Genomic DNA, 20,470 nt, shown 5'->3' on the forward strand with positions numbered 1-20,470 from the left:
GTGGTTGACCGTTTTAGTCTGGCGAGCGCAGGGACGGCCGTCCTCGCGCAAATGCACCAGGCTTTCTGGTGCATTCGCACCCCGCACCGGGCTATTTCTCTGCACTATCCTCGAGCCCAAGTGTCGTAATTGCCATGCGCCCATACCCCGGAGAGACCATGACCCAGGACGTTCTTGCCAAAGAAACCAACCGCCGCCAATTGCAGCAGATCATCTCCGGACTGTCCGACGGCGTGATCCTGGCCGAGGTTGACCAGACCATCCTGTGGGCCAACGAAGCGGCGTTGACCATGCACGGGGTCAGCGAGGTCGAGGCGTTGGGTGTCAATACTGCGCAATACGCCAAGCGGTTCGCGCTGCGCTATCGCAACAACCATCCGCTGCCGTTGGACAGCTACCCGCTCAGCCGCGTGGCCGCCGGTGAAGAGTTCAGCGATGTGGTGGTAGAAGTCACCCCCGCCGCCGACGAAAACCGCAGCTGGGTGCACCGCTTGCGCAGCCTGGTGCTGACCGACACTCAGGGCGAACCCGAGCTGCTGGTGCTGATCCTCAGCGACGCCACCGAGTGGGCCAGCGCCGAGCAGCGCTTTGAGAAAACCTTCAACGCCAACCCGGCGCCCGCCGTGATCTGCCGCTTGAGCGACCTGCGCTATATCAAGGTCAACCAGGGTTTTCTGGAAATGACCGGCTACAGCCGCGATCAGGTCATCGGTCGCTCGGTGTATGAACTGGACGTGCTGGAGCAGGCCGAGCGCAAGGACCTGGCCGTCCAGCGCCTGGGCGAAGGTGCAACCATCCCGCAGATGCAGGCCGAGCTGCGCCTGCCCGAAGGCGGCAGCAAGCTGGTGATCGTCGCGGGCCAGCCGCTGGACATGAACGAGGAAGACTGCATGCTGTTTTCCTTCACCGACCTGGAGCCAAGGCGCAAGGCGGAAATTGCCCTGCGCCAGAGCGAGGAGCGCTTTGCCAAATCGTTCCGTCTGACGCCGGTGCCGACCCTGGTGTGCAGCGCCGCCAACCGGCAGGTGGTGGATATCAACGAAGCGTTCATGAACATCACGGGCTACACCAGTGAAGAGCTGATCGGCAAGACCATCGACGAGATTCACTTCATCGACAGTCCCCAGGCAGGCGCGCAACTGTTTGCGACGCTGGAAAAAGCCGGCAACCTCGACGGCCTGGACCTCAAGGTGCGCAAAAAAGGCAGCGAGGTGATCGATTGCGTGGTCTCCGCCGACACCGTGCTGATCCAGGATGTGCCGTGCTATTTGCTGGTGATGATGAACATCACCGAACGCAAACGCTCAGAGCTGGAGTTGGTGGCGGCCATCGAGGAAGTGATGCAGGACGCCTCCTGGTTCAGCCAGACGCTGATCGAGAAACTGGCCAACGCCAAGAGCGTCAACAGCCCCAACTTGCCGAACGTGGCCTTCACCGACCTGACGGCCCGTGAACGCGATGTGCTGGGTTTGATCTGCGAAGGCCTGGCCGACAAGGAGATTGCCTCGCGCCTGAAACTGGCGCCGAACACCGTGCGTAACCATGTGGCCACGGTGTACTCCAAGCTTGGGGTGCATAGCCGCAGTGCGGCGATCGTCTGGGCCCGTGAACGCGGGCTGTTTGCCGGGGAATTACGGGTAAAAAGCAAAAAATAAAGTGCAAATGCACTAGTACGACCGGTGCAAATTCGCCTTATTTGCGCATAACGAGGTGCTTAACCTTGAAGGGTGGGCACAGGGCTTTGAGTCCCGTGCCGTATTGGTTTGATCTCTTGAAGGAATGCACTATGAAAAGCGAACAAGTCAAAGGCGCCGTCGAGAAAGTTGCAGGCAAGGCCCAGGGTTTTCTTGGCGACCTGACCGGTGATGAGCACTTGCAAGCCGAAGGCGTTGCGCGCCAGGCCGCCGGGCAACTGCAGCAGACCTATGGCGACGCGCTGGATACAGTCAGTGATTTCGCCCGCAATAAACCGCTGGCTACCGTCGCCGTTGTCGCCGGTGCAGGCCTGCTGGTAGGCCTGTTGCTGCGCCGTCGTTGAGGAGCCTGAGCAAGATGTTCACCCTTTCTCAATTGCGTAATTGCATCGAAGAAGGCCTGTCGCCGCTGACCTGCGAGTTCACCTTGTGCCGGGACGCTTCATTGACCCTCAAGGTGTTCGACGCCCAAACCGGCCGGGTCGACCTGGTGGTGACCGGGATCAGCACCAATCGGCTGCAGACCCCGCAGGAAGTGGAAAAGATGGTGGAAGAGTTGCGCTACGAATTGCAAAGCAACAACGTCGGCAAGCTTACGTTGGATGATTTGCCTTTAGCGACGCACCCATGAAATAGAACACCCCGCCACCGACGGTAAACGCCCCCAGCATGTAAAACATGTAGTGGGCCGGCAGGCTGGCCAACACCAGCCCACACAACACCGGCCCCAGCGCGGCGCCCAGGTTGGACAGGTTCTGTGCCCCGTAATACATGCCGCGCAGGTGGTCAGGGGCAATTCGGTCGATAAACATGTACTCGGCCGGAAACACGATAATCTCCCCCACGGTAAATACCGCCATCGCCAGCACCCACCACAGCACGCTGGTGGCCAAGGCAAACCCAATCACACCCAGCATAAACATGCCCAGGCCAGCGATCAGCCACTGGCTCAGGTGGCGGTGCGAGATGCGCCGGCCAATCACATACTGCAAGGCAATCACCAGGACGGCGTTGGTGGTGAGCACGGCGCTGATCACGGTGTAGGTATATTGCGCGGTGGTAGTTGTCACCAGGTACTGCGACAGATACGCCGTGAACTGACCGAACACCACTGCACTGAGCACGCCACCCAAGGTGAAACACACCAGGCGATGGTCGCTGAGCAGCACACGGCCGACAGCGAGAAACGCCAGCGGTTTGTGCGTGGCATCGACGCTGGTCAGGCTGCGATCACCCCAGCGCCAGTACAGCAGGAAAAACCCCAGGCCCAGCAGCGCCGAGAGGACGAAAGGCAAGCTGATATCCACCTTGGCCACCATCGCGCCAAAAAACGGGCCGACGGCATAGCCGATATTGGTCAGGGTGTACTTGATGGAAAACACTTCGCTGCGCGCGTCTTCGGGCAGCAAGCTGGCGAAGCCGGCCTTGATGGCGATGTCGATGACGGCATAGGCCAGGTTGATCAGGATCAGGCAGCTGTAGAACAGCCAGATGCCCTGAGCCACGACGGTGCCGATAAACCCCAGCACAAACAGCGCGCTCAAGCCCAACAACAGCCTGTAGCTGTTCACGCGGTCCACCAGAAAGCCGCCATACACGCTGAGCAATGAGCCGACAATCAGCGAACTGCCGATCACCAACCCGACCTGAGTGATGTCGAGGCCGAAGTGACGGGTGAGGTAAATCACCAGGTAGGGAAAGGTAATGGCCTTGGCCAACGTCAGCAGTAACGTGGCGGACAGCAACAGGTTAACGGTGCGCGGGTAGTTTCTGATGGTGGCAAGCATCCTGCTCTCATCCGTTTGAGGTAACGCGACCTGTAGGGTCGGTTACCTTAACGCAAGAGCAGGCAAAAAAGACCGGTCATTTCTTGACGGGCGTGATCTCGAGAATCGTGCCGTTGGTGGTTTTGAGCAGCACGAACTTGTCACCCACGCGGGCCCATTGGCTGTCTTCTTCGGGTTGCTTGAGGCCGCGTTTCTTCCAGTCGCTGACCGCCGACTCCTTGCGCATCAGCATGTCCGGGGCGCGGTCGCCTTCTTTCAAATCGCGTGCGTTGATGCTCGAAGGCTTCACCGTTTCCTGCGGGGTATCACCGGCCTGCACGACAAAGCTGGCGGTGGACAGGCCCGCGGTCAGCAACAGGCAAGCAGCTAGGGTTTTGGACTTCATGGGTGCTCCTTCAATGAATGATGCGTACCCAGGTTCGGACCGCAGGCGCGCGGAATCATTCAGCCCGCCTTCAATCCTTGTGGCGAGGGTTTACACCGGCGTGCCTTGATGGAACACCATCCGCCACTGCCCTTCTTCCTGCCGCCACACTGAACTGCGCAACGATTCCCCGACGCCTTCGCGGTAACCGCGATAAGTCACCAGCGCCACCCCGTCACTGAGTGCTTTCACCGCAAACTCCATCATGCGGCGCGCACTGAAAGCCTCATCCTGCAACCCGGCAATCACTTCGGCCTTACTGCCCCAGACATTGCCACTGGCGCCAAATTCGACAAAGTCATCCGCCAGCAAACGTTCAAGCTGCGCGGCATCGCTGCGTGTAGTGCTCTGCTGCAGCGCCTGCTCTAACGAAAACAGATGCGCTTCAAGATCCATCAGCCTTGCCCCCATGAAATTAATCCTGTAATTTTTCATGAAATTTCTCGACATAAATTTCATGACCCAACAACAAGAACTCGCCACCCTGGCCGCGCTGATCCACGACCTGCGCAAACACAAGAAACTCACCCTGGCGCAACTTGCGCAAAAAATCGAGCGCTCGGTGGGTTTCCTGTCACAGGTCGAACGTGGCCTGTCGCGCCCCACCGTGGCGGACTTGACCGCCATCAGCCACGCCCTCGACGTGCCCACCACCTACTTCTACAGCCTGCCCAAACCCAAGGCGGTGGACTGGGTCACGCGCCCCAACGAGCGGCGCACGGTGTATTACGCCAATGGCATCACCGACATTCTGGTCTCGCCGAGCATGAACGGCGCCTTTTCGATGCTCGACAGCCTGCTCGCGCCCGGTGCCAACAGCGGTGAACACACCATGAGCGACCGCGCCGAGCAGGCCGGTTTTGTGCTGGAGGGCGAGTTGACGCTGTGGGTGGAAGGCGAGCCGGACTCGGTCACCCTTGGCGCTGGCGACAGCTTCCACCTGGCCAGTTTCGCCCATTGCCGTTACGCCAACCTGACTGACCTGCCCGCCCGCGTGCTGTGGGTTTACAACTAGGAGCAACACCTGTGAAAAACCAGTCTTCCACGTTGCTGGCCGAAGTACGGAGCTTTCGCCAGAACCACCCCGAGGTGCGTTATGTCGACCTGATCGCCCTGGACATTCCGGGGCACTTCTACGGCAAGCGCTACCCGGTGGACATGCTGGAAAAAGTCGCCGCCGGCAGCCCGCTGAAGCTGCCGCAAAACGCCGTGCTGCTCGGCGCGCAGGGCGGGCTGTTCAAGATTGGTGATTATTGCTTCCACGACGGCGATCCGGACGCCAACCGCCGTCTGGTGCCAGGCACGCTCAAGCCGGTGAGTTGGGAGTCGCAGCCGCTGGGGCAGATGCTGATCACCTCGGACGGCACCGAGGCACCGATCGAGTTCGAACCGCGCGAAGTGCTGGCCAAGGTGCTCGAACGCCTGCAGCACAAGGGCATTCATCCGGTGATGGCCTTCGAATTGGAGTTCTACCTGTTCGACAAAAAACTCGACAACGGCCTGCCGCAATTCGCCCGCGACCCGCTGAGCGAGGACGCCGATGACCAGCCCAACTTGCATATCGAGCGGCTGTCGCGCTTCAGCGAGGTGCTCGACGACATGGCGCAAACCGCCAAGGACCAGGGCATCGACATCACGGTGATCACCGCCGAAATCGGCCCGGGCCAGTTCGAAATCAATTTCGGCCACCTCGATGACGGCCTGCGCGCCGCCGACTGGGCCGCCCTGTTCTGCCGCAGCACGCGTGGCGTGGCGCTCAAGCACGGTTACCGTGCCAGCTTCATGGCCAAGCCTTACCTGCAATTTCCCGGCAGCGGCATGCATGTGCATGTCAGCCTCTACGACGCGGCGGGCAATAATCTGCTCGCCGCGCACCAGCAACAACCGCTGCGCCATGCCGTGGCCGGGTGCCTGGAATTGCTGCCGCACTGCATGCCGATCTTCTCGCCCAACCACAACGCCTTCCGCCGCCTGGGTGGCACGGTCAACGCAGCGACCCGTGCCAGCTGGGGCTTTGAAGACCGCGATGCGTGCGTGCGCATTCCCGAGTCAGACCCGCGCAACCTGCGCATCGAGCACCGCCTGGCCAGTGCGGATGCCAACCCGTATCTGGTTCTGGCGGCGATCCTGGCAGGGCTTGAGCATGGCCTTGAAGCCAGGCAAGAACCCATCGCGCCCTTGAACGAAGACCGCCTCAGCGGCACCGAATTTCCCCTTGAGATGCTCGACGCCGTGCGCGCCATGCAACATCAGCCGGTGGTGCGCGATAAGCTCGGCGCAGAATTTGTCGACGTGTATTGCGAGAACAAACGCCAGGACCATCTGGCTTTTCAACACGAGATCAACGCGCGGGAATACCGCTGGTTTCTCTAACACTCAGGAAGCACCGATGCCCGAGCAAAGTGCGCCAGCCCTCAAGGAAATCTTCAACGCCGAACGCCTGCAGCACATCGCCCGCGAGATGTCGGCGGTGTACCCGGCGTTCGACGCCAAGGGTTTTCTCAAGCACGCCAAGGCCGGGCTTGCCGAGTTGTCGGTGATGCAGCGCGTGGCGCGGGTCAGCGACAGCCTGCACGCCGTGATTGCGCTGGATTACGCGCAAACGCTCACGCTGCTTTACGCCCTTGCCCCGCGCCTGAACAGCGCGTTTGTCTGCCTGTGCCTGCCGCACTACGTGGCAACTTACGGCCAGGGTGACTTCAGGCGGTCCATGGCCGCGCTGAAGTACTTCACCACTTTTGGCTCTGCCGAATTTGCCATCCGCCCTTTCTTGCTGAACGACTGCCAGCGCACCCTGGCGGTCATGCAGCAATGGTCGCTGGATGCCAACGAACACGTGCGCCGCCTGGCCAGCGAAGGCTCGCGCCCTCGCCTGCCGTGGTCTTTTCGCCTGGCCGAGGTGCAGGCCAACCCCGAACTGTGCGCGCCGATCCTCGACAACCTCAACGCCGACAGCAGCCTGTACGTGCGCAAGTCGGTGGCCAACCACCTCAACGACATCACCAAGGACCATCCGGAATGGGTACTCGGCCTGATCGAAGGCTGGAACCTGGACAACCCGCACACCGCCTGGATCGCCCGCCACGCCTTACGCAACCTGATCAAGCAAGGCAACACCCGCGCACTGACGATCATCGGCGCCGGGGCCAAGGCCGAGGTGAAGATGCATCACCTGGCCGTCACGCCAGCCGTGATCAACATGGGGGAACGGATCACGCTGTCATTCAGCCTCGAATCCACCGCGGCCGCCCCACAAAAACTGGTGGTGGATTACGCCATCGACTATGTAAAAAGCGCCGGCCACAGTGCGGCCAAGGTGTTCAAGCTCAAGGCATTCACCTTGGACGCGGGCGAACACCACAGCATTCGGCGCGAACACCCTATTCGTGAACTGACCACGCGCAAGCACTACCCGGGCACGCATCGGGTGCGTTTGCTCGTCAACGGCGAGCAGCTCGGCAGCGCGGAGTTTGAACTGCGAAAGCCTTGACTCAAATCAAGCAAAAGGCTCTAGCACGGGCCTTTCAGCCAGATAAATTGTCGAACAATCCTGGTTTTTGTTGTTGCGATCCATTATCATCCGGCGCCTTCTCACTGCCCGTTGGGCAGTTGTTTCAATGTGTCACCCGAGGCGCCAATGCACCGTTTTCCGTTTCACCGCTCTTTGATTGTCATCAGCCTGGGGCTGGTTACCCATTCTGTTAACGCCGCCCTGCAACCCATGGCCGAAGCCCCGCTGGCCAGTGACACCGAGCTGCATTGCCACTTCAACCGCGACGCCAGCACCGACTGCACCACCACCCAGCACTACACGATCCTCACACCCAACGGCCGCGAAATGCTCTCGCGCATTGACTTCGATTACGCCGAAGGCGACACCTTCGAGGTCATAAGCGCGCAGTCCACCCAGCCTGGCGCCAAGCCGGTCGCACTGGACGCCGCACAAATCGACACCCGCACCGCGCCCAACCCGGACCAGGGTTTCAGCCGCGACAAGCAGACCTCCCTGGCCTTCCCGAACCTGCGCGTGGGCACACAGATTCGCTACACCGTGCGCGAACATCTCGCCGCCAAGCCGCTGGTGAGTCAGTTTCACTATGCCCTCACCTTCGGCCCCAGCGCGTTCCGTCGCGACCACGTCAAGGCGCGCTTTACCGCCGAACGGCCGATTCAGTGGCGCAGTGAGCTGTTCGACGGTTTCACCGTAACCCCGTCGGCCAATGGCAAGACGTTGGACGTGGTGCAAAAAGCCCCGACCTACCTCAACTACATCAACGAATCGTCCAGCGCTGCGCTACAGCGCATTCCGCGCCTGGAAGCGGGCAGCACCTTGGATCGCCAGGCGTACTTCGGTGATTTCGCTCAGCGCTACAACCAGATACTTGCCGCCAGGCTGCCTGCGCAAGCCGCCGCCGCTGTGGCCGCGGCCAGTGGCCTGGCGCCGGCGGAACAGGTCGCCGCGCTGATGCAGCACATCAACGATCACTACCGCTACCTGGGCGACTGGCGCGCGACAGAGCGTGGCTACGTGCCGTTCAACCTCGCGGAAATCGAGCAGCACGGCTACGGCGATTGCAAAGACCTCGCGATCCTGCTGACGGCGATGCTCAAGGCCAGCGGCATCAAGGCTGAAACCGCCTGGGTTAGCCGCGGCGACGTGGCGTACGCCTTGTTGATCCCCGGCACCAACGCACCGAACCACGCGATCGTGCGCGCCGAAGTGGACGGCCAGGTCTGGTGGCTCGACCCGACCAACCCGGTGTTTGCCCCAGGCCAGACCTTGCCCGACATCCAGGACCGCTGGGTGCTGGTCAACAACGCTCAGGGGCTGGTGCGCGAAGAACAGATCCCGCTGGAGCGCCCCGAAACTACTCTGCGTCTGGACAAAGAGGTGCACTTTGACAAACAGGGCAATGGTGCCACCCAGGCGACCATCACCTTCGGCCGCCTGCCGCTGATGCAAATGAGCGTGGCTGACCGCCAACAAGGCACCACCGCCACCGACCAGAACCTCTGCGCGCATTTTGGCAACGAGACCAGCGACTGCCAGATCACCCGCCAACCCACGACCTTTGTGGTGCACGACGGCTACACCGTCCGCGCCACCCTGAACGACCAGCGTGCCCTGGAAAAACTCGCGAATGACTACGTCTATACCGATGAGTCACTCAAAGGGCGCTGGGATGGCTTCATCAACTACCGCCGTCACCATCAACAGGCCGACCTGTACCTGGGCAACCCGCAGACCTACGACTACAGCTTCACGCTGACCGGCGGCAAGATGGAAAAAGCCATCCCCGGCTGCCAGGTGCGCTCGCCTTGGTACGACCTGGACCTGGACGGCAAGCGTACGGACGACGGGCTGCGGTATCACTATCGCCTGAGCCAGAAAACGCGTTGGCTGACTCACGCCGAGGTCGCCAGCGAAGCGTTTGGCAAAATGATTGACGAGGCGCGGGCGTGTGCCGAGCAGGTGCATCAGGTGGTGAAGCTCTGAAGGCAGCGTCAACGCAATTCAATGTGGAAACTGGCTTGTGTGGGAGCTGGCTTGCCTGCGATGGCAGCAACTGGTTATGCCTGATCTACCGAGGCGTCTGCATCGCAGGCAAGCCAGCGCCCACATTTGGATCTCATGCCATCTGAGGGATGCCGTGTTGCAGGCTGATCCGGTTTCTTCAGCTGGATTCGCCGAGCAGCAACCCCTGCTCCCTTGCGCACAACTCCACCACGTAATCCCACAACACCCGCAGCCGCACTGACTTGTGCAGCTCCCGGCGCGAGCTGATCCAGTAGCTGCGCTGAATGCCCTCCGCCGGCAGCAGCGCCACCAGGTCCGGGTCACCCGCCGCCATAAAGCACGGCAACACAGCGATGCCCAACCCCGAGCGCGCCGCCTGGTGCTGGGCGATCACGCTGGTGCTGTGGAACACCACTTTGGGGTTGCGGCAGAAGCTGCTGAGAAATTTGAGTTCCTGGCTGAACAGCAGGTCATCGACGTAATCGATCCATGCATGCACGGCGAGGTCTTCGCGCTTTTCAATCGGCGGGTTGCGGTCCAGATACGCGCGGCTGGCGTACAGCGCGAGGCGGTAGTCGGTGAGTTTGCGCGTGACAAGTTGGTCGACGCTGGGGCGTTCGAGGTGAATGCTGATTTCCGCTTCCCGGTTAAGAATGCTGACGAAGCGCGGCACGGCCACCAGTTCGACTTCCAAACCTGGGTAGCGGTCAAACAGCCCACCCATGCGGCTGGCAAGAAACATCACGCCCAACCCTTCGGCCACGCCGAGGCGGATCTTGCCCAGGGGCGCGGCGGAATGGGTGAGTTCGTCTTCGGCCAGCAACGCGACGTTTTCCATGGCCTCGGCGTGTTTGAGCAAGGCTTCACCGGACGGCGTCAGCTCGTAGCCCTGCGCGTGCTGCACAAAAAGCGCAGTCCCCAGGCTCTTTTCGATGGCCTCGATATGCCGGGCGACGGTGGCGTGCGTGGTTTTCAGGCGCTGGGCCGCGGTGAGCAAGCGGCCGCTGCGTTGCAATTCGAGAAAAAACCGCAGGTCATTCCAGTCGAACATATCGCCTCCCTTGCGTGGACAGTCAGCAGCTGCGCTCATCGCAGCGGCTATAGGCACTGTTTAAAAACGCACAGCAGCTGGGTAAAAACTAACATTTTTAAGACGAAAACTAACAACTAGGATGGAGCCAATAAGAAAAACAAGCGAGACCTCAGATGCCCATTGCAGCTGCTGAATACGATTACGTGGTAGTAGGCGCCGGCCCCGCAGGCTGCCTGCTGGCCAATCGACTGTCCGCCAACCCCGCCCACCGCGTGCTGCTGCTCGAAGCTGGCGGCCGCGACAATTACCCCTGGATCCATATTCCCGTCGGCTACCTGTTCTGCATCGGTAACCCGCGCACCGACTGGTGCTTCAAGACCGAAGCCCAGGAAGGCCTGCAAGGCCGTGCGTTGAGTTACCCGCGCGGCAAGGTGCTGGGCGGCTGCTCGTCGATCAACGGCATGATCTACATGCGCGGTCAGGCCCAGGATTACGACCGCTGGGCCGCCGAGGGCAACCCGGGCTGGGCCTGGAAAGACGTGCTGCCACTGTTCAAGCAAAGCGAAAACCACTTCGCCGGCAGTTCGGAATTTCACAGCGACGGCGGTGAGTGGCGCGTTGAGCAACAGCGCCTGCACTGGCCGATCCTGGATGCCTTTCGCGATGCTGCGGCGCAAAGCGGCATCGCGCCGATCAGCGATTTCAACCGGGGCGATAACGAGGGCTGCGGCTACTTCCAGGTCAATCAGAAGGCTGGCGTGCGCTGGAATGCGGCCAAGGCGTTTCTCAAGCCGATCCGCCAGCGGCCCAATCTCACCGTGCTGACCGAGGTCGAAGTGGACCGCGTGGTGCTGGAAAACGGCCGAGCCTCCCAGGTGCTCGGGCGTCAGAACGGCCAGCAGATGAGCTGGAAAGCGCGCAAGGAAATCGTGCTGTGCGCCGGCTCCGTGGGCTCGCCGGGCATCCTGCAACGCTCGGGGATCGGCCCTTCCAATGTGCTCAAACCATTGGGCATCGACGTGGTACATGAACTGCCCGGCGTGGGCGGCAACCTGCAGGATCACCTGCAACTGCGCCTGATCTACAAACTGGAAAACGCGCGCACCCTGAACCAGATCGCGGGCACCCTGTTGGGCAAAATGGGCATGGGCCTGCGCTACCTGTATGACCGCAGCGGCCCGCTGTCGATGGCGCCCAGCCAGCTCGGCGCGTTTGCCCGCTCCGGCCCGGAACAGACCTCGGCCAACCTTGAATACCATGTGCAGCCGCTGTCACTGGAGCGTTTTGGCGAACCGTTGCATGCGTTCCCGGCGTTTACCGCTTCGGTCTGCGACCTGCGCCCGCAAAGCCGCGGCCGTATTGACATCCGTTCGGCCAACCCGGCAGATGCGCCGTTGATTCGGCCCAACTACCTCAGCCATCCGCAGGATTTGCGCGTGGCCGCCGACGCGATTCGCCTGACCCGCCGCATCGTCGCCGCGCCAGCCTTGAGCCAGTTCAAGCCGGTGGAATACCTGCCCGGCGATTCATTGCAGACCGAAGCGGAACTGCACGAAGCCGCCGCGCGTATCGGCACGACGATTTTCCATCCGGTAGGCACCTGCCGCATGGGCGGCGACAAAGACGCCGTGGTCGATGCCCAACTGCGCGTACATGGCGTGCCGGGTTTGCGCATCGCCGATGCCTCGGTGATGCCACGCATCACGTCGGGTAACACCTGCTCACCTACACTGATGATTGCGGAGAAGGCTGCGCAGTTGATCCTTTCGCCGAACACAAGGAATCTTGCCCCGGAAAGAGAAATGACCACACCCGCGTGACCTGCAGGCGTCCGGCTGGCCGGCGCCTGCACAGAGACAACCGGCGCCGAGGTTGGCGCCGACAGTGGAACAACAATAAATAATCACTGTGAGGGTTACCCGATGTCAGAACATGCTCAACCCCTGGGCTCGGCCGTTCGTGCGAGCACCGGCAGCGAATCAAGAAAAGTCATCTTCGCCTCGTCTCTGGGGACGGTGTTCGAGTGGTATGACTTTTTCCTCTACGGCGCTCTGGCGGCCGTGATCAGCAAACAGTTCTTTGCCGGGGTCAATGACACCACGGCGTTCATCTTTGCCTTGATGGCCTTTGCGGCCGGCTTCGTGGTGCGGCCGTTCGGCGCGCTGGTATTTGGTCGCCTGGGTGACATGATCGGACGCAAGTACACCTTTCTCGTCACCATCATCCTGATGGGCGTGGCCACATTTTGTGTCGGGCTGCTGCCGACCTACGCCAGCATCGGCATTGCCGCGCCGGTCATCCTGATCGTACTGCGCATGTTGCAAGGCCTGGCGTTGGGCGGTGAGTACGGCGGCGCAGCCACCTATGTGGCCGAGCACGCGCCGGCCGGCAAACGCGGCCTGCACACCAGCTGGATTCAATCCACCGCCACCCTCGGCCTGCTGCTGTCGCTGCTGGTGGTGCTGGCTTGCCGTTACTTCACCGGCGACCAGTTTGAAGTGTGGGGCTGGCGGATTCCGTTCCTGTTTTCCATCGTGCTGCTGGGCATTTCCACCTGGATCCGCATGAGCCTGCACGAGTCGCCGGCGTTTTTGAAAATGAAAGAGGAAGGCAAGGCCAGCAAATCGCCGATCCGCGAGTCCTTCGGCAAATGGGAAAACCTCAAAGTGGTGCTGATCGCGCTGTTCAGCATCAACGGCGGGCAAGCAGTGACGTTCTACGCGGCGCAGTTCTATGTGCTGTTCTTCCTCACCCAATTCCTGAAAATGGACCCGGCGCTGGCCAACATGCTGCTGATTATCAGCGTGGTGATCGGCGCGCCGTTCTTTATTCTGTTTGGCTGGCTGTCTGACAAAATCGGGCGCAAACCGGTGCTGATGCTCGGTCTGCTGCTGGCTACCGCCCTGTACTTCCCGATCTTCAAGGGCCTGGCGCATTACACCAACCCGGCGATGGACCAGGCCAGCCATCAGGCGCCGATTATCGTGCTGGCCGACCCGGCCACGTGCACCTTTCAGTTCGACCCGGTGGGCAAGGCGCGCTTTGACAGCCCGTGCGACAAGGTCAAGACCTTCCTGGTCAAGCAAGGCTTGCCGTACAGCAGTTCTGCGGCCCCGGCCGGCAGCCCGGTGCAGGTAAGCGTGGGTGACGTGCGCATCGACGGTTTCGACGAAGCGGCCCTGCGCGGTGCGGTGACACTCGCCGGCTACCCGTCTTCAGCGGATGTGGCTCAGGTCAACAAGGTCATGGTGGTGGTGCTGATCGTGGTGCTGATCCTGATCGCCGCCATGTGCTACGGCCCACTGGCAGCGTTGATGGTGGAACTGTTCCCGACGCGTATCCGCTACACCTCGATGTCGCTGCCCTATCACATCGGTAACGGCTGGTTTGGCGGCTTCCTGCCGACTGTGTCATTTGCCCTGGTGGTGTACACCGGCGACATTTTCTATGGCCTGTGGTACCCGGTGGTGGTGACTGGCGTGAGTCTGATCGTGGGGTTGTTCTGCCTCAAAGAAACCCGAAACGTGGACATCAATAGCAACTGATCTTCAAGACGCCTAAGACCCCTTGTGGGAGCGGGCTTGCCCGCGAAGGCGGTGTGCCAGTCGACACATTCGTTGACTGATCCACCGCTTTCGCGAGCAAGCCCGCTCCCACTTTTGATTTGTGGCACTCACACACTTTGCTGTACATCCATACAGATAATGGTTGCTCAAATCCCTCTGACTCAGCATCCTGCAAGGCATCAACCCGATCTGACGTGATGACCATGCGGCTGTACCTCTGTGAAAAACCCTCCCAGGCCAAAGATATCGCGGCCGTGCTCGGCGCCAGCCGGCGCGGCGACGGTTGCTGGCTGGGCAATGGGGTCACGGTCACCTGGTGCATCGGCCACCTGCTGGAAACCGCCCCGCCCGATGCCTACGACGCCAAATACAAGCGCTGGGTGCTGGCCGATCTGCCGATCGTCCCGGAAAAATGGAAGATGCAGGTCAAGCCCAAGACCGCCAGCCAGTACAAGGCGGTCAAGCGTTTGCTGGGAGAAGCCCAGGACCTGGTGATCGCCACCGACGCCGACCGTGAGGGCGAGATGATCGCCCGGGAGCTGGTCGAGCATTGCCGTTATCGCGGGCCGATCCAGCGGCTATGGCTGTCGGCGCTGGATGACGCCTCCATTCGCAAAGCCCTGGCCGCGCTCAAGCCGGGCGCCGAAACTTTCAGCCTGTATCACTCGGCCTTGGGCCGCTCGCGCGCCGACTGGCTGATCGGTATGAACATGAGCCGTCTGTTTACCTTGCTCGGGCGCCAATCCGGCTATCAAGGCGTGTTGCCGGTGGGCCGGGTGCAGACGCCAACCTTGCGCCTGGTAGTGGACCGCGACCGCAGCATCGCCGACTTTGTGCCGGTGGCTTATTGGGCCATCGATGTCGATCTGCGCCATGAGCGCATGACCTTCACCGCCCAATGGCGCGCCACGGATGATGCGTGTGACGACCAGGGCCGCTGCCTTAACCCGCAGTTGGCCCGCGACGCTGCCGATGCCATGCGCAACGCCGCCACTGCGCGGCTGGTGAAGTTGCGCACCGAGCGCATGCGCGAGGTGGCGCCCCTGCCCTTCGATCTGGGTACCCTGCAGGAAATCTGTTCCAAAAAACTGGGGCTCGGTGCCCAGGAAACCCTGGATATCGCCCAGTCACTCTACGAAACCCACAAGGTCATCACCTACCCACGCAGTGATTGCGGCTACCTGCCGTTGAGCCAGCACAGCGAGGCGCCGAAGATTTTAGCTGCGTTGGGGCGTGCGGACCCGGCAGTGAACGAGCTGATGCCGCACATCGATCCCCAGCGCCGTTCGCGGGCCTGGAACGACGCCAAGGTCAGCGCGCACCACGGCATCATTCCTACCGGGGCCGGTAAGGATGTGGGGCAGCTCACTGGTAAATACCGTGCGGTCTACACCCTGATTCGCGCACGTTACCTGGCGCAGTTCCTGCCTAACCATGAATACGATCGCACCCAGGCGGATTTCGACTGCGCAGGCCAAGCGTTGCGCGCAGTCGGCAAGGTTGTCATCGAGCCAGGCTGGAAACGCGCGTTGCCCGAAGCACTGGTCCCGGCAAAGGGGCGCGAGGCACCCGCGCCGCAAGCCTTGCCGACGCTGGTGCAGGGCCAGGACTACGCGGTGGCCAAGGTCAATCTCAAAGACCTGTGGACCCAGCCGCCCAAACTCTTCACCGAAGGCGACCTGATCAAGGCAATGAAAAACGTCGCCAAGCTGGTGGAAGACCCGCTGCTCAAGCAAAAACTCAAGGACACCACCGGCATCGGCACCGAGGCCACCCGCGCCGGAATTATCCAGGGGCTGCTGGACCGTGGTTACCTGGTCAAAAACGGTAAGGCACTCTCGGCCACTCCGGCCGCATTCAGCCTGATCGACGCCGTACCTCGAGCCATTGCCGACCCAGGCACCACTGCGATCTGGGAACAGGCGCTGGACATGGTGCAAAGCGGTGAAATGAGCCTGGAAGAATTCGTCGCCAAGCAAGCGGCGTGGATGAGCAAGCAAGTGGCGCGCTGCAATGGTATGCGCATGACCATCACCGGCCCAGCCAGCCCGGCAGGCCGAGGCGCCACGCCATGGAAAAAGAAGCGCAAGACGGCGCCACGCAAGACAACGGCCGGTACCAAGCGGGGGAAAAAGCCGACAAATGCCGGGTGAAAGAGGAAAAAATCCAGCGAATGACGTTTTTCGACGGGTTTAACGCCGCTTTGGACCTTGCAGCCCCGTAGCCCGTCTAGGATTCTGTAAGGGACCTGCTGACTTCCTAACAACAACACCGGAGTGGCCGCCATGAAAACCGTCGCACAAGTGCTCAAAGCCAAGGACCAGAAGAACCAGGAGGTCCACACCATCAAGTCGCACCAGACGGTGATGGAGGCATTGATCCAGATGGCTGCCAAAAACGTCGGCGCCTTGCCGGTTGTGGACGAAGGCAAAGTCGTGGGGGTGATCAGTGAACGGGATTACGCACGTAAGCTGATCCTCAAGGGCCGCTCCTCCGCGACCACTGCCGTGAGTGAAATCATGAGCTCGCCAGTGATTACCGTCGATACTCACCAGAGCGTCGACAAGTGCATGAACATCATGACGGACGGTCACCTGCGCCACCTGCCCGTGGTCGAAGATGGCAAGCTGATCGGCCTGTTGTCCATCGGTGACCTGGTCAAGGAAGCCATTGCCGAGCAGGCTGATCTGATCAAACAACTGGAGCAGTACATCCGCGGCGAATAGGGGACCCCATGCTCGACACGCTGGAACATCAAGAAGACCACCTCGATACCCTGCACCGGGCGATGGCCGAACGGCGCTTTGTGGTGCTGACCGGTGCGGGCATCAGCACGTCGTCGGGCATTCCTGATTATCGCGACAGCGAAGGCGTACGCCGGGGCAAGTCACCGATGATGTACCAGGAATTCCTGGCCACGCCGAAAGCGCGGCGCCGCTACTGGGCGCGGGCGATGCTGGGTTGGCCACGGGTGCGGGTCGCGCAGCCGAACAAGGCTCACCTGGCGCTGGCCACGCTGCAACAACGCGAACGCATCAGCGGGCTGATCACGCAGAACGTCGATATCTTGCATGACCAGGCCGGTAGCCATGATGTGATCGAGCTGCATGGCAGTTTGCATCGAGTGCTGTGCCTGGATTGCCAGCAGCGCAGCGAGCGCGATGTGATCCAGCGGGTGATGGAAGATCAGAACCCCTACCTGGCCGGCGTCGATGCCGTGCAGGCGCCCGACGGCGATACGCTGCTCGATCCTGCCTTTGAAGAACGCTTTCAAGTCCCTCACTGCCCGCACTGCAACGGCCAACGGCTGAAGCCCGATGTGGTGTTTTTTGGTGAGAACGTCGCCCAGGCCACGGCGGCCAAAGCAATGGCCGCGGTACAGCAGGCTGAGGGGTTACTGGTGGTGGGCTCTTCGCTGATGGCCTATTCGGCGTTTCGCCTGTGCAAGGCGACGGTGGAGCAAGGCAAGCCGGTGATTGCCATCAACCTGGGCAAGACACGCGGGGATGAGCTGTTGCAGGTGAAGATCGAGGCGTCCTGCGAGCGGTTGCTGCCGTTGTTGGTCGAGCGATTGAGCCAGTAGCACCAACAATGTGAACAGGGCTGCGTGTGGGAGCGGGCTTGCTCGCGAAGACGGTGCGTCAGTCAAAAGCGTTCCGGCTGACCCACCGCCTTCGCGAGCAAGCCCGCTCCCACAGGTTTCCATACTGAATTGATGACCTCGCCCCCTTCGACCAACCGCACAAAAAATGACGCCCAAGTCACGTTTTTCCGCATTCCCCCGTCCCTACAACGATTTATGTAGTGCTCGAAAAAAATCACTACATAACCGTTGACGTAACCTTTTTACCCTTGCATTATCGAGACGTCTCCCGGATCGGGAGCGTTGGTAACACGTGTTTTGAACAAGCTCGTCTGACCGCCGAGCTGTTTTTTCCGGATGTGCACTGCCCACAAGGCAGATTGATGAAGCTGACCGGCCCGCAAGGATCGGTACAAGAAGCTAAAACGCTGCTTGTCTTCGCTATGAAACCATTGCGTAGCCGCTCATCAGCAAAACTACATGCATCAGGTTCAAGACCCTGCCCGTATTCGGCAGACAGTCACTGACGCCCGGCTTTCTGAGCCGGAGACAACTAAGCAGTTTTAACGGAATCAACTGATAGATCGCCAACTGGTCAAGGGGCTTACATTATGAATCTGAACAACCAACCAACTATCGATGAATTGGCTGAGATGTTCGCAGCGCAGAAAGACACACTCGACGACCATATCCTGTGGGTCGAAAAATCGGGTCAAGTCCATATCGACTGCGTGGCGCCCCACACCCTTGAGGAAGAGTTCGATAAAAATAACCGTAACCTGGCGGCGCGCCTGAAAATGTACCGCCGCGGCCAGGGTTATGTCGGCAAGAAGGCGGCTGCGGATCAAAACTTTATCGAACAGGTATTCGACACACTTAACACTGCCTGGGCATCTTTCAAAGACAGCTCGAACGTTAAAGTAATCGACCGCTACTACTAAGTAATACTCGACCACTGTGGGCGCTGGCCCGTCGGCAATAGCGGTTTAATATTCAACGTTAATGTTGAGTTTTAAATAGCCATTGCCGATGAGCCAGCGCCCACATTTGTTTTGCGTCGTAATCAAAACGATGGGAATCGGCCTTTAGCGGCTTCATCGCGAAAGATATCGAACAAGACCTGCGCAGCTGCCGACAATTCATGGCCCGGCTTGGTCAACACACCAATCGGTCGCTCGATCACCGGATCGCTCAACGTGATGCAATGGGCGCCCGCCTCTTCCATCTGTTTCGCGCACAACGCGGGTACGGCGCTGACGCCAAGGCCATCGGCAACCATCTTGCCCACCGTCGCCAATTGATGGCTCTCCAGCGCCACCGGCAATTTCATTTGCAGCGCGCCCAGGTGCTCCTCGAGCATCACCCGTACCGTGGAAGGCCGCTGCAGGGTAATGAACGGCTGCTCCAACAAGGTTTGCCAGTCGATTTCGCTTCGCTGGGCCAACGGTGAATCTCCGGGCACTACCGCAATAAACCGGTCCAGGTACAACGGGGTGAACGCCAGCGACGAGCCCTCGGACGGCTCGAACGCCACCCCCAGTTCCACCTGACGGTCACGCACCATCTCCAGCACCTGCTCGTTGATCAGGTCATGCACCGTCACGTTCACCTGCGGGTAACGAGCACGGAATATCTTCAGGATCGGTGGCAGCAAGTTGCCCGCAAACGACGGCATCGCCGCCACGGTGACCCGGCCACGCTGGAGGGTGAAACGCTGGCGCAGCTCGTCCTCGGCGTTGTCCCAATCGGCGATCAAGCGACGCGCCAGAGGTAGCAACGACTCACCCTCAGGCGTCAGCGCGACATTGCGCGTATTGCGGCTGAACAAGCGCCCACCTAAACCCTCCTCCAGCCCTTTGATGGTCAGGCTCAGCGCCGATTGAGAGAGGTGCAGGCGCTCGCAAGCAGCGGCGAAACTCAGGCTCTGGGCCACGGCGAGAAAGGCACGCATCTGTTTAACGGTCATAGGAAGCTCCACGCTGCCAGTCAAATGCTGCAAGTGAGGTTGCCGCATGTCTATGCTTTAAGTATGCGGCTTAACGCCGATTATGCTGTTTTTCAAACCAATCAACCTTAAAAAACAACTTAACAAATCAATCCGTCGGCGCAACACTCGTGTCATTGGCTGGCCCACACACAATAAAAGAGGTGCATATGGCAGGTTTCGATAAACGCGTGGCGTCCTATGAAGAAGCACTGGCGGGCCTGGAAGACGGCATGACCGTGCTCTCCGGTGGTTTTGGTCTGTGCGGCATTCCGGAAAACCTCATCGCCGAGATCAAGCGCAAAGGCACCCGCGACTTGACGGTGGTCTCCAATAACTGCGGCGTCGATGGTTTCGGCCTCGGCGTGCTGCTGGAGCAAAAGCAGATCAGCAAAGTGATCGCCTCCTACGTCGGTGAAAACGCCCTGTTCGAGAAGCAACTGCTCAGCGGCGAAATCGAAGTGGTATTGACGCCCCAAGGCACCCTGGCAGAAAAAATGCGCGCAGGCGGTGCCGGCATCCCGGCCTTCTTCACCGCCACCGGCGTCGGCACCCCCGTAGCTGAAGGCAAGGAAACCCGCGAATTCAATGGCCGCCCCTACCTGATGGAAGAGTCCATCACCGGTGACTTCGCCATCGTCAAAGGCTGGAAAGCCGACCATTTCGGCAACGTCATCTACCGCCACACCGCCCAGAACTTCAACCCGCTGGCCGCCACCGCCGGCAAGATCACCGTGGTCGAAGTTGAAGAAATCGTCGAACCGGGCGAGCTGGACCCGGCGCAGATCCACACCCCAGGCATCTACGTCGACCGGATCATCTGCGGCACCTTCGAGAAGCGCATCGAACAGCGCACTGTCCGCAAATAATCCGCCAGCCCA

The 20,470-nt window shown here is 60.6% G+C and carries 19 protein-coding genes; 14 read left to right on the forward strand and 5 right to left on the reverse strand.

The window, feature by feature from the left end:
• Positions 1-158: 158 nt before the first annotated feature.
• The 3 genes from L8K08_RS25790 to L8K08_RS25800 all read left to right on the forward strand — a co-directional run bounded on the left by L8K08_RS25790 (position 159) and on the right by L8K08_RS25800 (position 2,325).
• Positions 159-1,655, forward strand: coding sequence for a helix-turn-helix transcriptional regulator (locus tag L8K08_RS25790; protein WP_242200794.1), 1,497 nt, complete (start codon positions 159-161; stop codon positions 1,653-1,655).
• Positions 1,656-1,786: 131 nt separating this feature from the next.
• The gene (locus tag L8K08_RS25795) at positions 1,787-2,038 is read left to right on the forward strand and encodes a CsbD family protein (protein ID WP_242200796.1); all 252 of its coding nucleotides are present in this window, start codon (positions 1,787-1,789) and stop codon (positions 2,036-2,038) included.
• A 14-nt stretch (positions 2,039-2,052) separates the two neighbouring features.
• Positions 2,053-2,325: a DUF1652 domain-containing protein gene (locus tag L8K08_RS25800; protein WP_145163427.1), complete on the forward strand. Its 273-nt coding sequence runs from the start codon at positions 2,053-2,055 to the stop codon at positions 2,323-2,325.
• Here the strand turns inward: L8K08_RS25800 and L8K08_RS25805 are convergent.
• From L8K08_RS25805 to L8K08_RS25815, 3 genes are all read right to left on the reverse strand, one after another.
• Positions 2,288-3,481: an MFS transporter gene (locus L8K08_RS25805; protein ID WP_242200798.1), complete on the reverse strand. Its 1,194-nt coding sequence runs from the start codon at positions 3,479-3,481 to the stop codon at positions 2,288-2,290. The two genes, L8K08_RS25800 and L8K08_RS25805, sit on opposite strands and share 38 nt — an antisense overlap.
• Positions 3,482-3,557: 76 nt before the next feature.
• Positions 3,558-3,866, reverse strand: coding sequence for an RcnB family protein (locus L8K08_RS25810; protein ID WP_106579940.1), 309 nt, complete (start codon positions 3,864-3,866; stop codon positions 3,558-3,560).
• Between the two features lie 90 nt (positions 3,867-3,956).
• Positions 3,957-4,364, reverse strand: a complete 408-nt coding sequence (locus L8K08_RS25815; RefSeq protein WP_242200800.1) for a DUF4440 domain-containing protein — start codon at positions 4,362-4,364, stop codon at positions 3,957-3,959.
• On the opposite strand from L8K08_RS25815, the gene L8K08_RS25820 reads away from it, so the two are divergent.
• The 4 genes from L8K08_RS25820 (at position 4,363) to L8K08_RS25835 (ending at position 9,402) form a co-directional block, all read left to right on the forward strand.
• The gene (locus L8K08_RS25820; protein WP_242200801.1) at positions 4,363-4,920 is read left to right on the forward strand and encodes an XRE family transcriptional regulator; all 558 of its coding nucleotides are present in this window, start codon (positions 4,363-4,365) and stop codon (positions 4,918-4,920) included. The two genes, L8K08_RS25815 and L8K08_RS25820, sit on opposite strands and share 2 nt — an antisense overlap.
• An 11-nt stretch (positions 4,921-4,931) precedes the next feature.
• Complete coding sequence (locus L8K08_RS25825) at positions 4,932-6,278, forward strand: glutamine synthetase family protein (RefSeq protein ID WP_242200804.1); 1,347 nt, start codon at positions 4,932-4,934, stop codon at positions 6,276-6,278.
• 16 nt (positions 6,279-6,294) lie between these two features.
• On the forward strand, positions 6,295-7,395 hold the full coding sequence (locus tag L8K08_RS25830) for a DNA alkylation repair protein (protein WP_242200806.1): 1,101 nt from the start codon (positions 6,295-6,297) through the stop codon (positions 7,393-7,395).
• Positions 7,396-7,542: 147 nt separating this feature from the next.
• On the forward strand, positions 7,543-9,402 hold the full coding sequence (locus L8K08_RS25835) for a DUF3857 domain-containing transglutaminase family protein (RefSeq protein WP_242200809.1): 1,860 nt from the start codon (positions 7,543-7,545) through the stop codon (positions 9,400-9,402).
• Positions 9,403-9,580: 178 nt separating this feature from the next.
• On the opposite strand, the gene L8K08_RS25840 is transcribed toward L8K08_RS25835, so the two are convergent.
• A complete protein-coding gene (locus tag L8K08_RS25840; protein WP_145163415.1) occupies positions 9,581-10,474 on the reverse strand; it encodes a LysR family transcriptional regulator in 894 nt (297 codons plus the stop codon).
• A 155-nt stretch (positions 10,475-10,629) separates the two neighbouring features.
• Between L8K08_RS25840 and L8K08_RS25845 the strand changes: the two genes are divergently transcribed.
• The 6 genes from L8K08_RS25845 (at position 10,630) to L8K08_RS25870 (ending at position 18,546) form a co-directional block, all read left to right on the forward strand.
• Positions 10,630-12,276: a GMC family oxidoreductase N-terminal domain-containing protein gene (locus L8K08_RS25845; RefSeq protein ID WP_242200812.1), complete on the forward strand. Its 1,647-nt coding sequence runs from the start codon at positions 10,630-10,632 to the stop codon at positions 12,274-12,276.
• 102 nt (positions 12,277-12,378) lie between these two features.
• Positions 12,379-14,001 carry an MFS transporter gene (locus tag L8K08_RS25850; protein ID WP_242200813.1) on the forward strand — a complete coding sequence of 541 codons (1,623 nt, stop codon included), beginning with the start codon at positions 12,379-12,381 and terminating at the stop codon, positions 13,999-14,001.
• Positions 14,002-14,225: 224 nt separating this feature from the next.
• Positions 14,226-16,175, forward strand: a complete 1,950-nt coding sequence (locus tag L8K08_RS25855; protein WP_242200815.1) for a DNA topoisomerase III — start codon at positions 14,226-14,228, stop codon at positions 16,173-16,175.
• Positions 16,176-16,307: 132 nt separating this feature from the next.
• The gene (locus L8K08_RS25860) at positions 16,308-16,748 is read left to right on the forward strand and encodes a CBS domain-containing protein (RefSeq protein WP_145163407.1); all 441 of its coding nucleotides are present in this window, start codon (positions 16,308-16,310) and stop codon (positions 16,746-16,748) included.
• A gap of 8 nt (positions 16,749-16,756) precedes the next feature.
• Complete coding sequence (locus L8K08_RS25865) at positions 16,757-17,605, forward strand: NAD-dependent protein deacetylase (protein ID WP_242200817.1); 849 nt, start codon at positions 16,757-16,759, stop codon at positions 17,603-17,605.
• Positions 17,606-18,216: 611 nt separating this feature from the next.
• Positions 18,217-18,546 carry a hypothetical protein gene (locus L8K08_RS25870; protein WP_242200819.1) on the forward strand — a complete coding sequence of 110 codons (330 nt, stop codon included), beginning with the start codon at positions 18,217-18,219 and terminating at the stop codon, positions 18,544-18,546.
• Positions 18,547-18,668: 122 nt separating this feature from the next.
• On the opposite strand, the gene L8K08_RS25875 is transcribed toward L8K08_RS25870, so the two are convergent.
• Entirely contained in the window at positions 18,669-19,571 is a 903-nt protein-coding gene (locus tag L8K08_RS25875; RefSeq protein ID WP_242200821.1) for a LysR family transcriptional regulator, read from the reverse strand.
• 188 nt (positions 19,572-19,759) lie between these two features.
• Here L8K08_RS25875 and L8K08_RS25880 point away from each other — a divergent pair, with 188 nt between their 5' ends.
• The gene (locus L8K08_RS25880; protein WP_058425579.1) at positions 19,760-20,458 is read left to right on the forward strand and encodes a CoA transferase subunit A; all 699 of its coding nucleotides are present in this window, start codon (positions 19,760-19,762) and stop codon (positions 20,456-20,458) included.
• Positions 20,459-20,470: the final 12 nt, after the last annotated feature.

Source organism: Pseudomonas sp. TREG-RG-20F-10-E-6-01 (assembly GCF_022662455.1).
Classification (GTDB): domain Bacteria; phylum Pseudomonadota; class Gammaproteobacteria; order Pseudomonadales; family Pseudomonadaceae; genus Aquipseudomonas.

Coding starts and splice junctions, on each gene's coding strand:
- L8K08_RS25880 (WP_058425579.1), top strand. CDS start 19,760: ATGGCAGGTTTCGATAAACGCGTGGCGTCCTATGAAGAAGCACTGGCG.
- L8K08_RS25850 (WP_242200813.1), top strand. CDS start 12,379: ATGTCAGAACATGCTCAACCCCTGGGCTCGGCCGTTCGTGCGAGCACC.
- L8K08_RS25830 (WP_242200806.1), top strand. CDS start 6,295: ATGCCCGAGCAAAGTGCGCCAGCCCTCAAGGAAATCTTCAACGCCGAA.
- L8K08_RS25835 (WP_242200809.1), top strand. CDS start 7,543: ATGCACCGTTTTCCGTTTCACCGCTCTTTGATTGTCATCAGCCTGGGG.
- L8K08_RS25865 (WP_242200817.1), top strand. CDS start 16,757: ATGCTCGACACGCTGGAACATCAAGAAGACCACCTCGATACCCTGCAC.
- L8K08_RS25845 (WP_242200812.1), top strand. CDS start 10,630: ATGCCCATTGCAGCTGCTGAATACGATTACGTGGTAGTAGGCGCCGGC.
- L8K08_RS25790 (WP_242200794.1), top strand. CDS start 159: ATGACCCAGGACGTTCTTGCCAAAGAAACCAACCGCCGCCAATTGCAG.
- L8K08_RS25855 (WP_242200815.1), top strand. CDS start 14,226: ATGCGGCTGTACCTCTGTGAAAAACCCTCCCAGGCCAAAGATATCGCG.
- L8K08_RS25875 (WP_242200821.1), bottom strand. CDS start 19,571: ATGACCGTTAAACAGATGCGTGCCTTTCTCGCCGTGGCCCAGAGCCTG.
- L8K08_RS25815 (WP_242200800.1), bottom strand. CDS start 4,364: ATGAAATTTATGTCGAGAAATTTCATGAAAAATTACAGGATTAATTTC.
- L8K08_RS25800 (WP_145163427.1), top strand. CDS start 2,053: ATGTTCACCCTTTCTCAATTGCGTAATTGCATCGAAGAAGGCCTGTCG.
- L8K08_RS25795 (WP_242200796.1), top strand. CDS start 1,787: ATGAAAAGCGAACAAGTCAAAGGCGCCGTCGAGAAAGTTGCAGGCAAG.
- L8K08_RS25805 (WP_242200798.1), bottom strand. CDS start 3,481: ATGCTTGCCACCATCAGAAACTACCCGCGCACCGTTAACCTGTTGCTG.
- L8K08_RS25860 (WP_145163407.1), top strand. CDS start 16,308: ATGAAAACCGTCGCACAAGTGCTCAAAGCCAAGGACCAGAAGAACCAG.
- L8K08_RS25810 (WP_106579940.1), bottom strand. CDS start 3,866: ATGAAGTCCAAAACCCTAGCTGCTTGCCTGTTGCTGACCGCGGGCCTG.
- L8K08_RS25840 (WP_145163415.1), bottom strand. CDS start 10,474: ATGTTCGACTGGAATGACCTGCGGTTTTTTCTCGAATTGCAACGCAGC.
- L8K08_RS25870 (WP_242200819.1), top strand. CDS start 18,217: ATGAATCTGAACAACCAACCAACTATCGATGAATTGGCTGAGATGTTC.
- L8K08_RS25820 (WP_242200801.1), top strand. CDS start 4,363: ATGACCCAACAACAAGAACTCGCCACCCTGGCCGCGCTGATCCACGAC.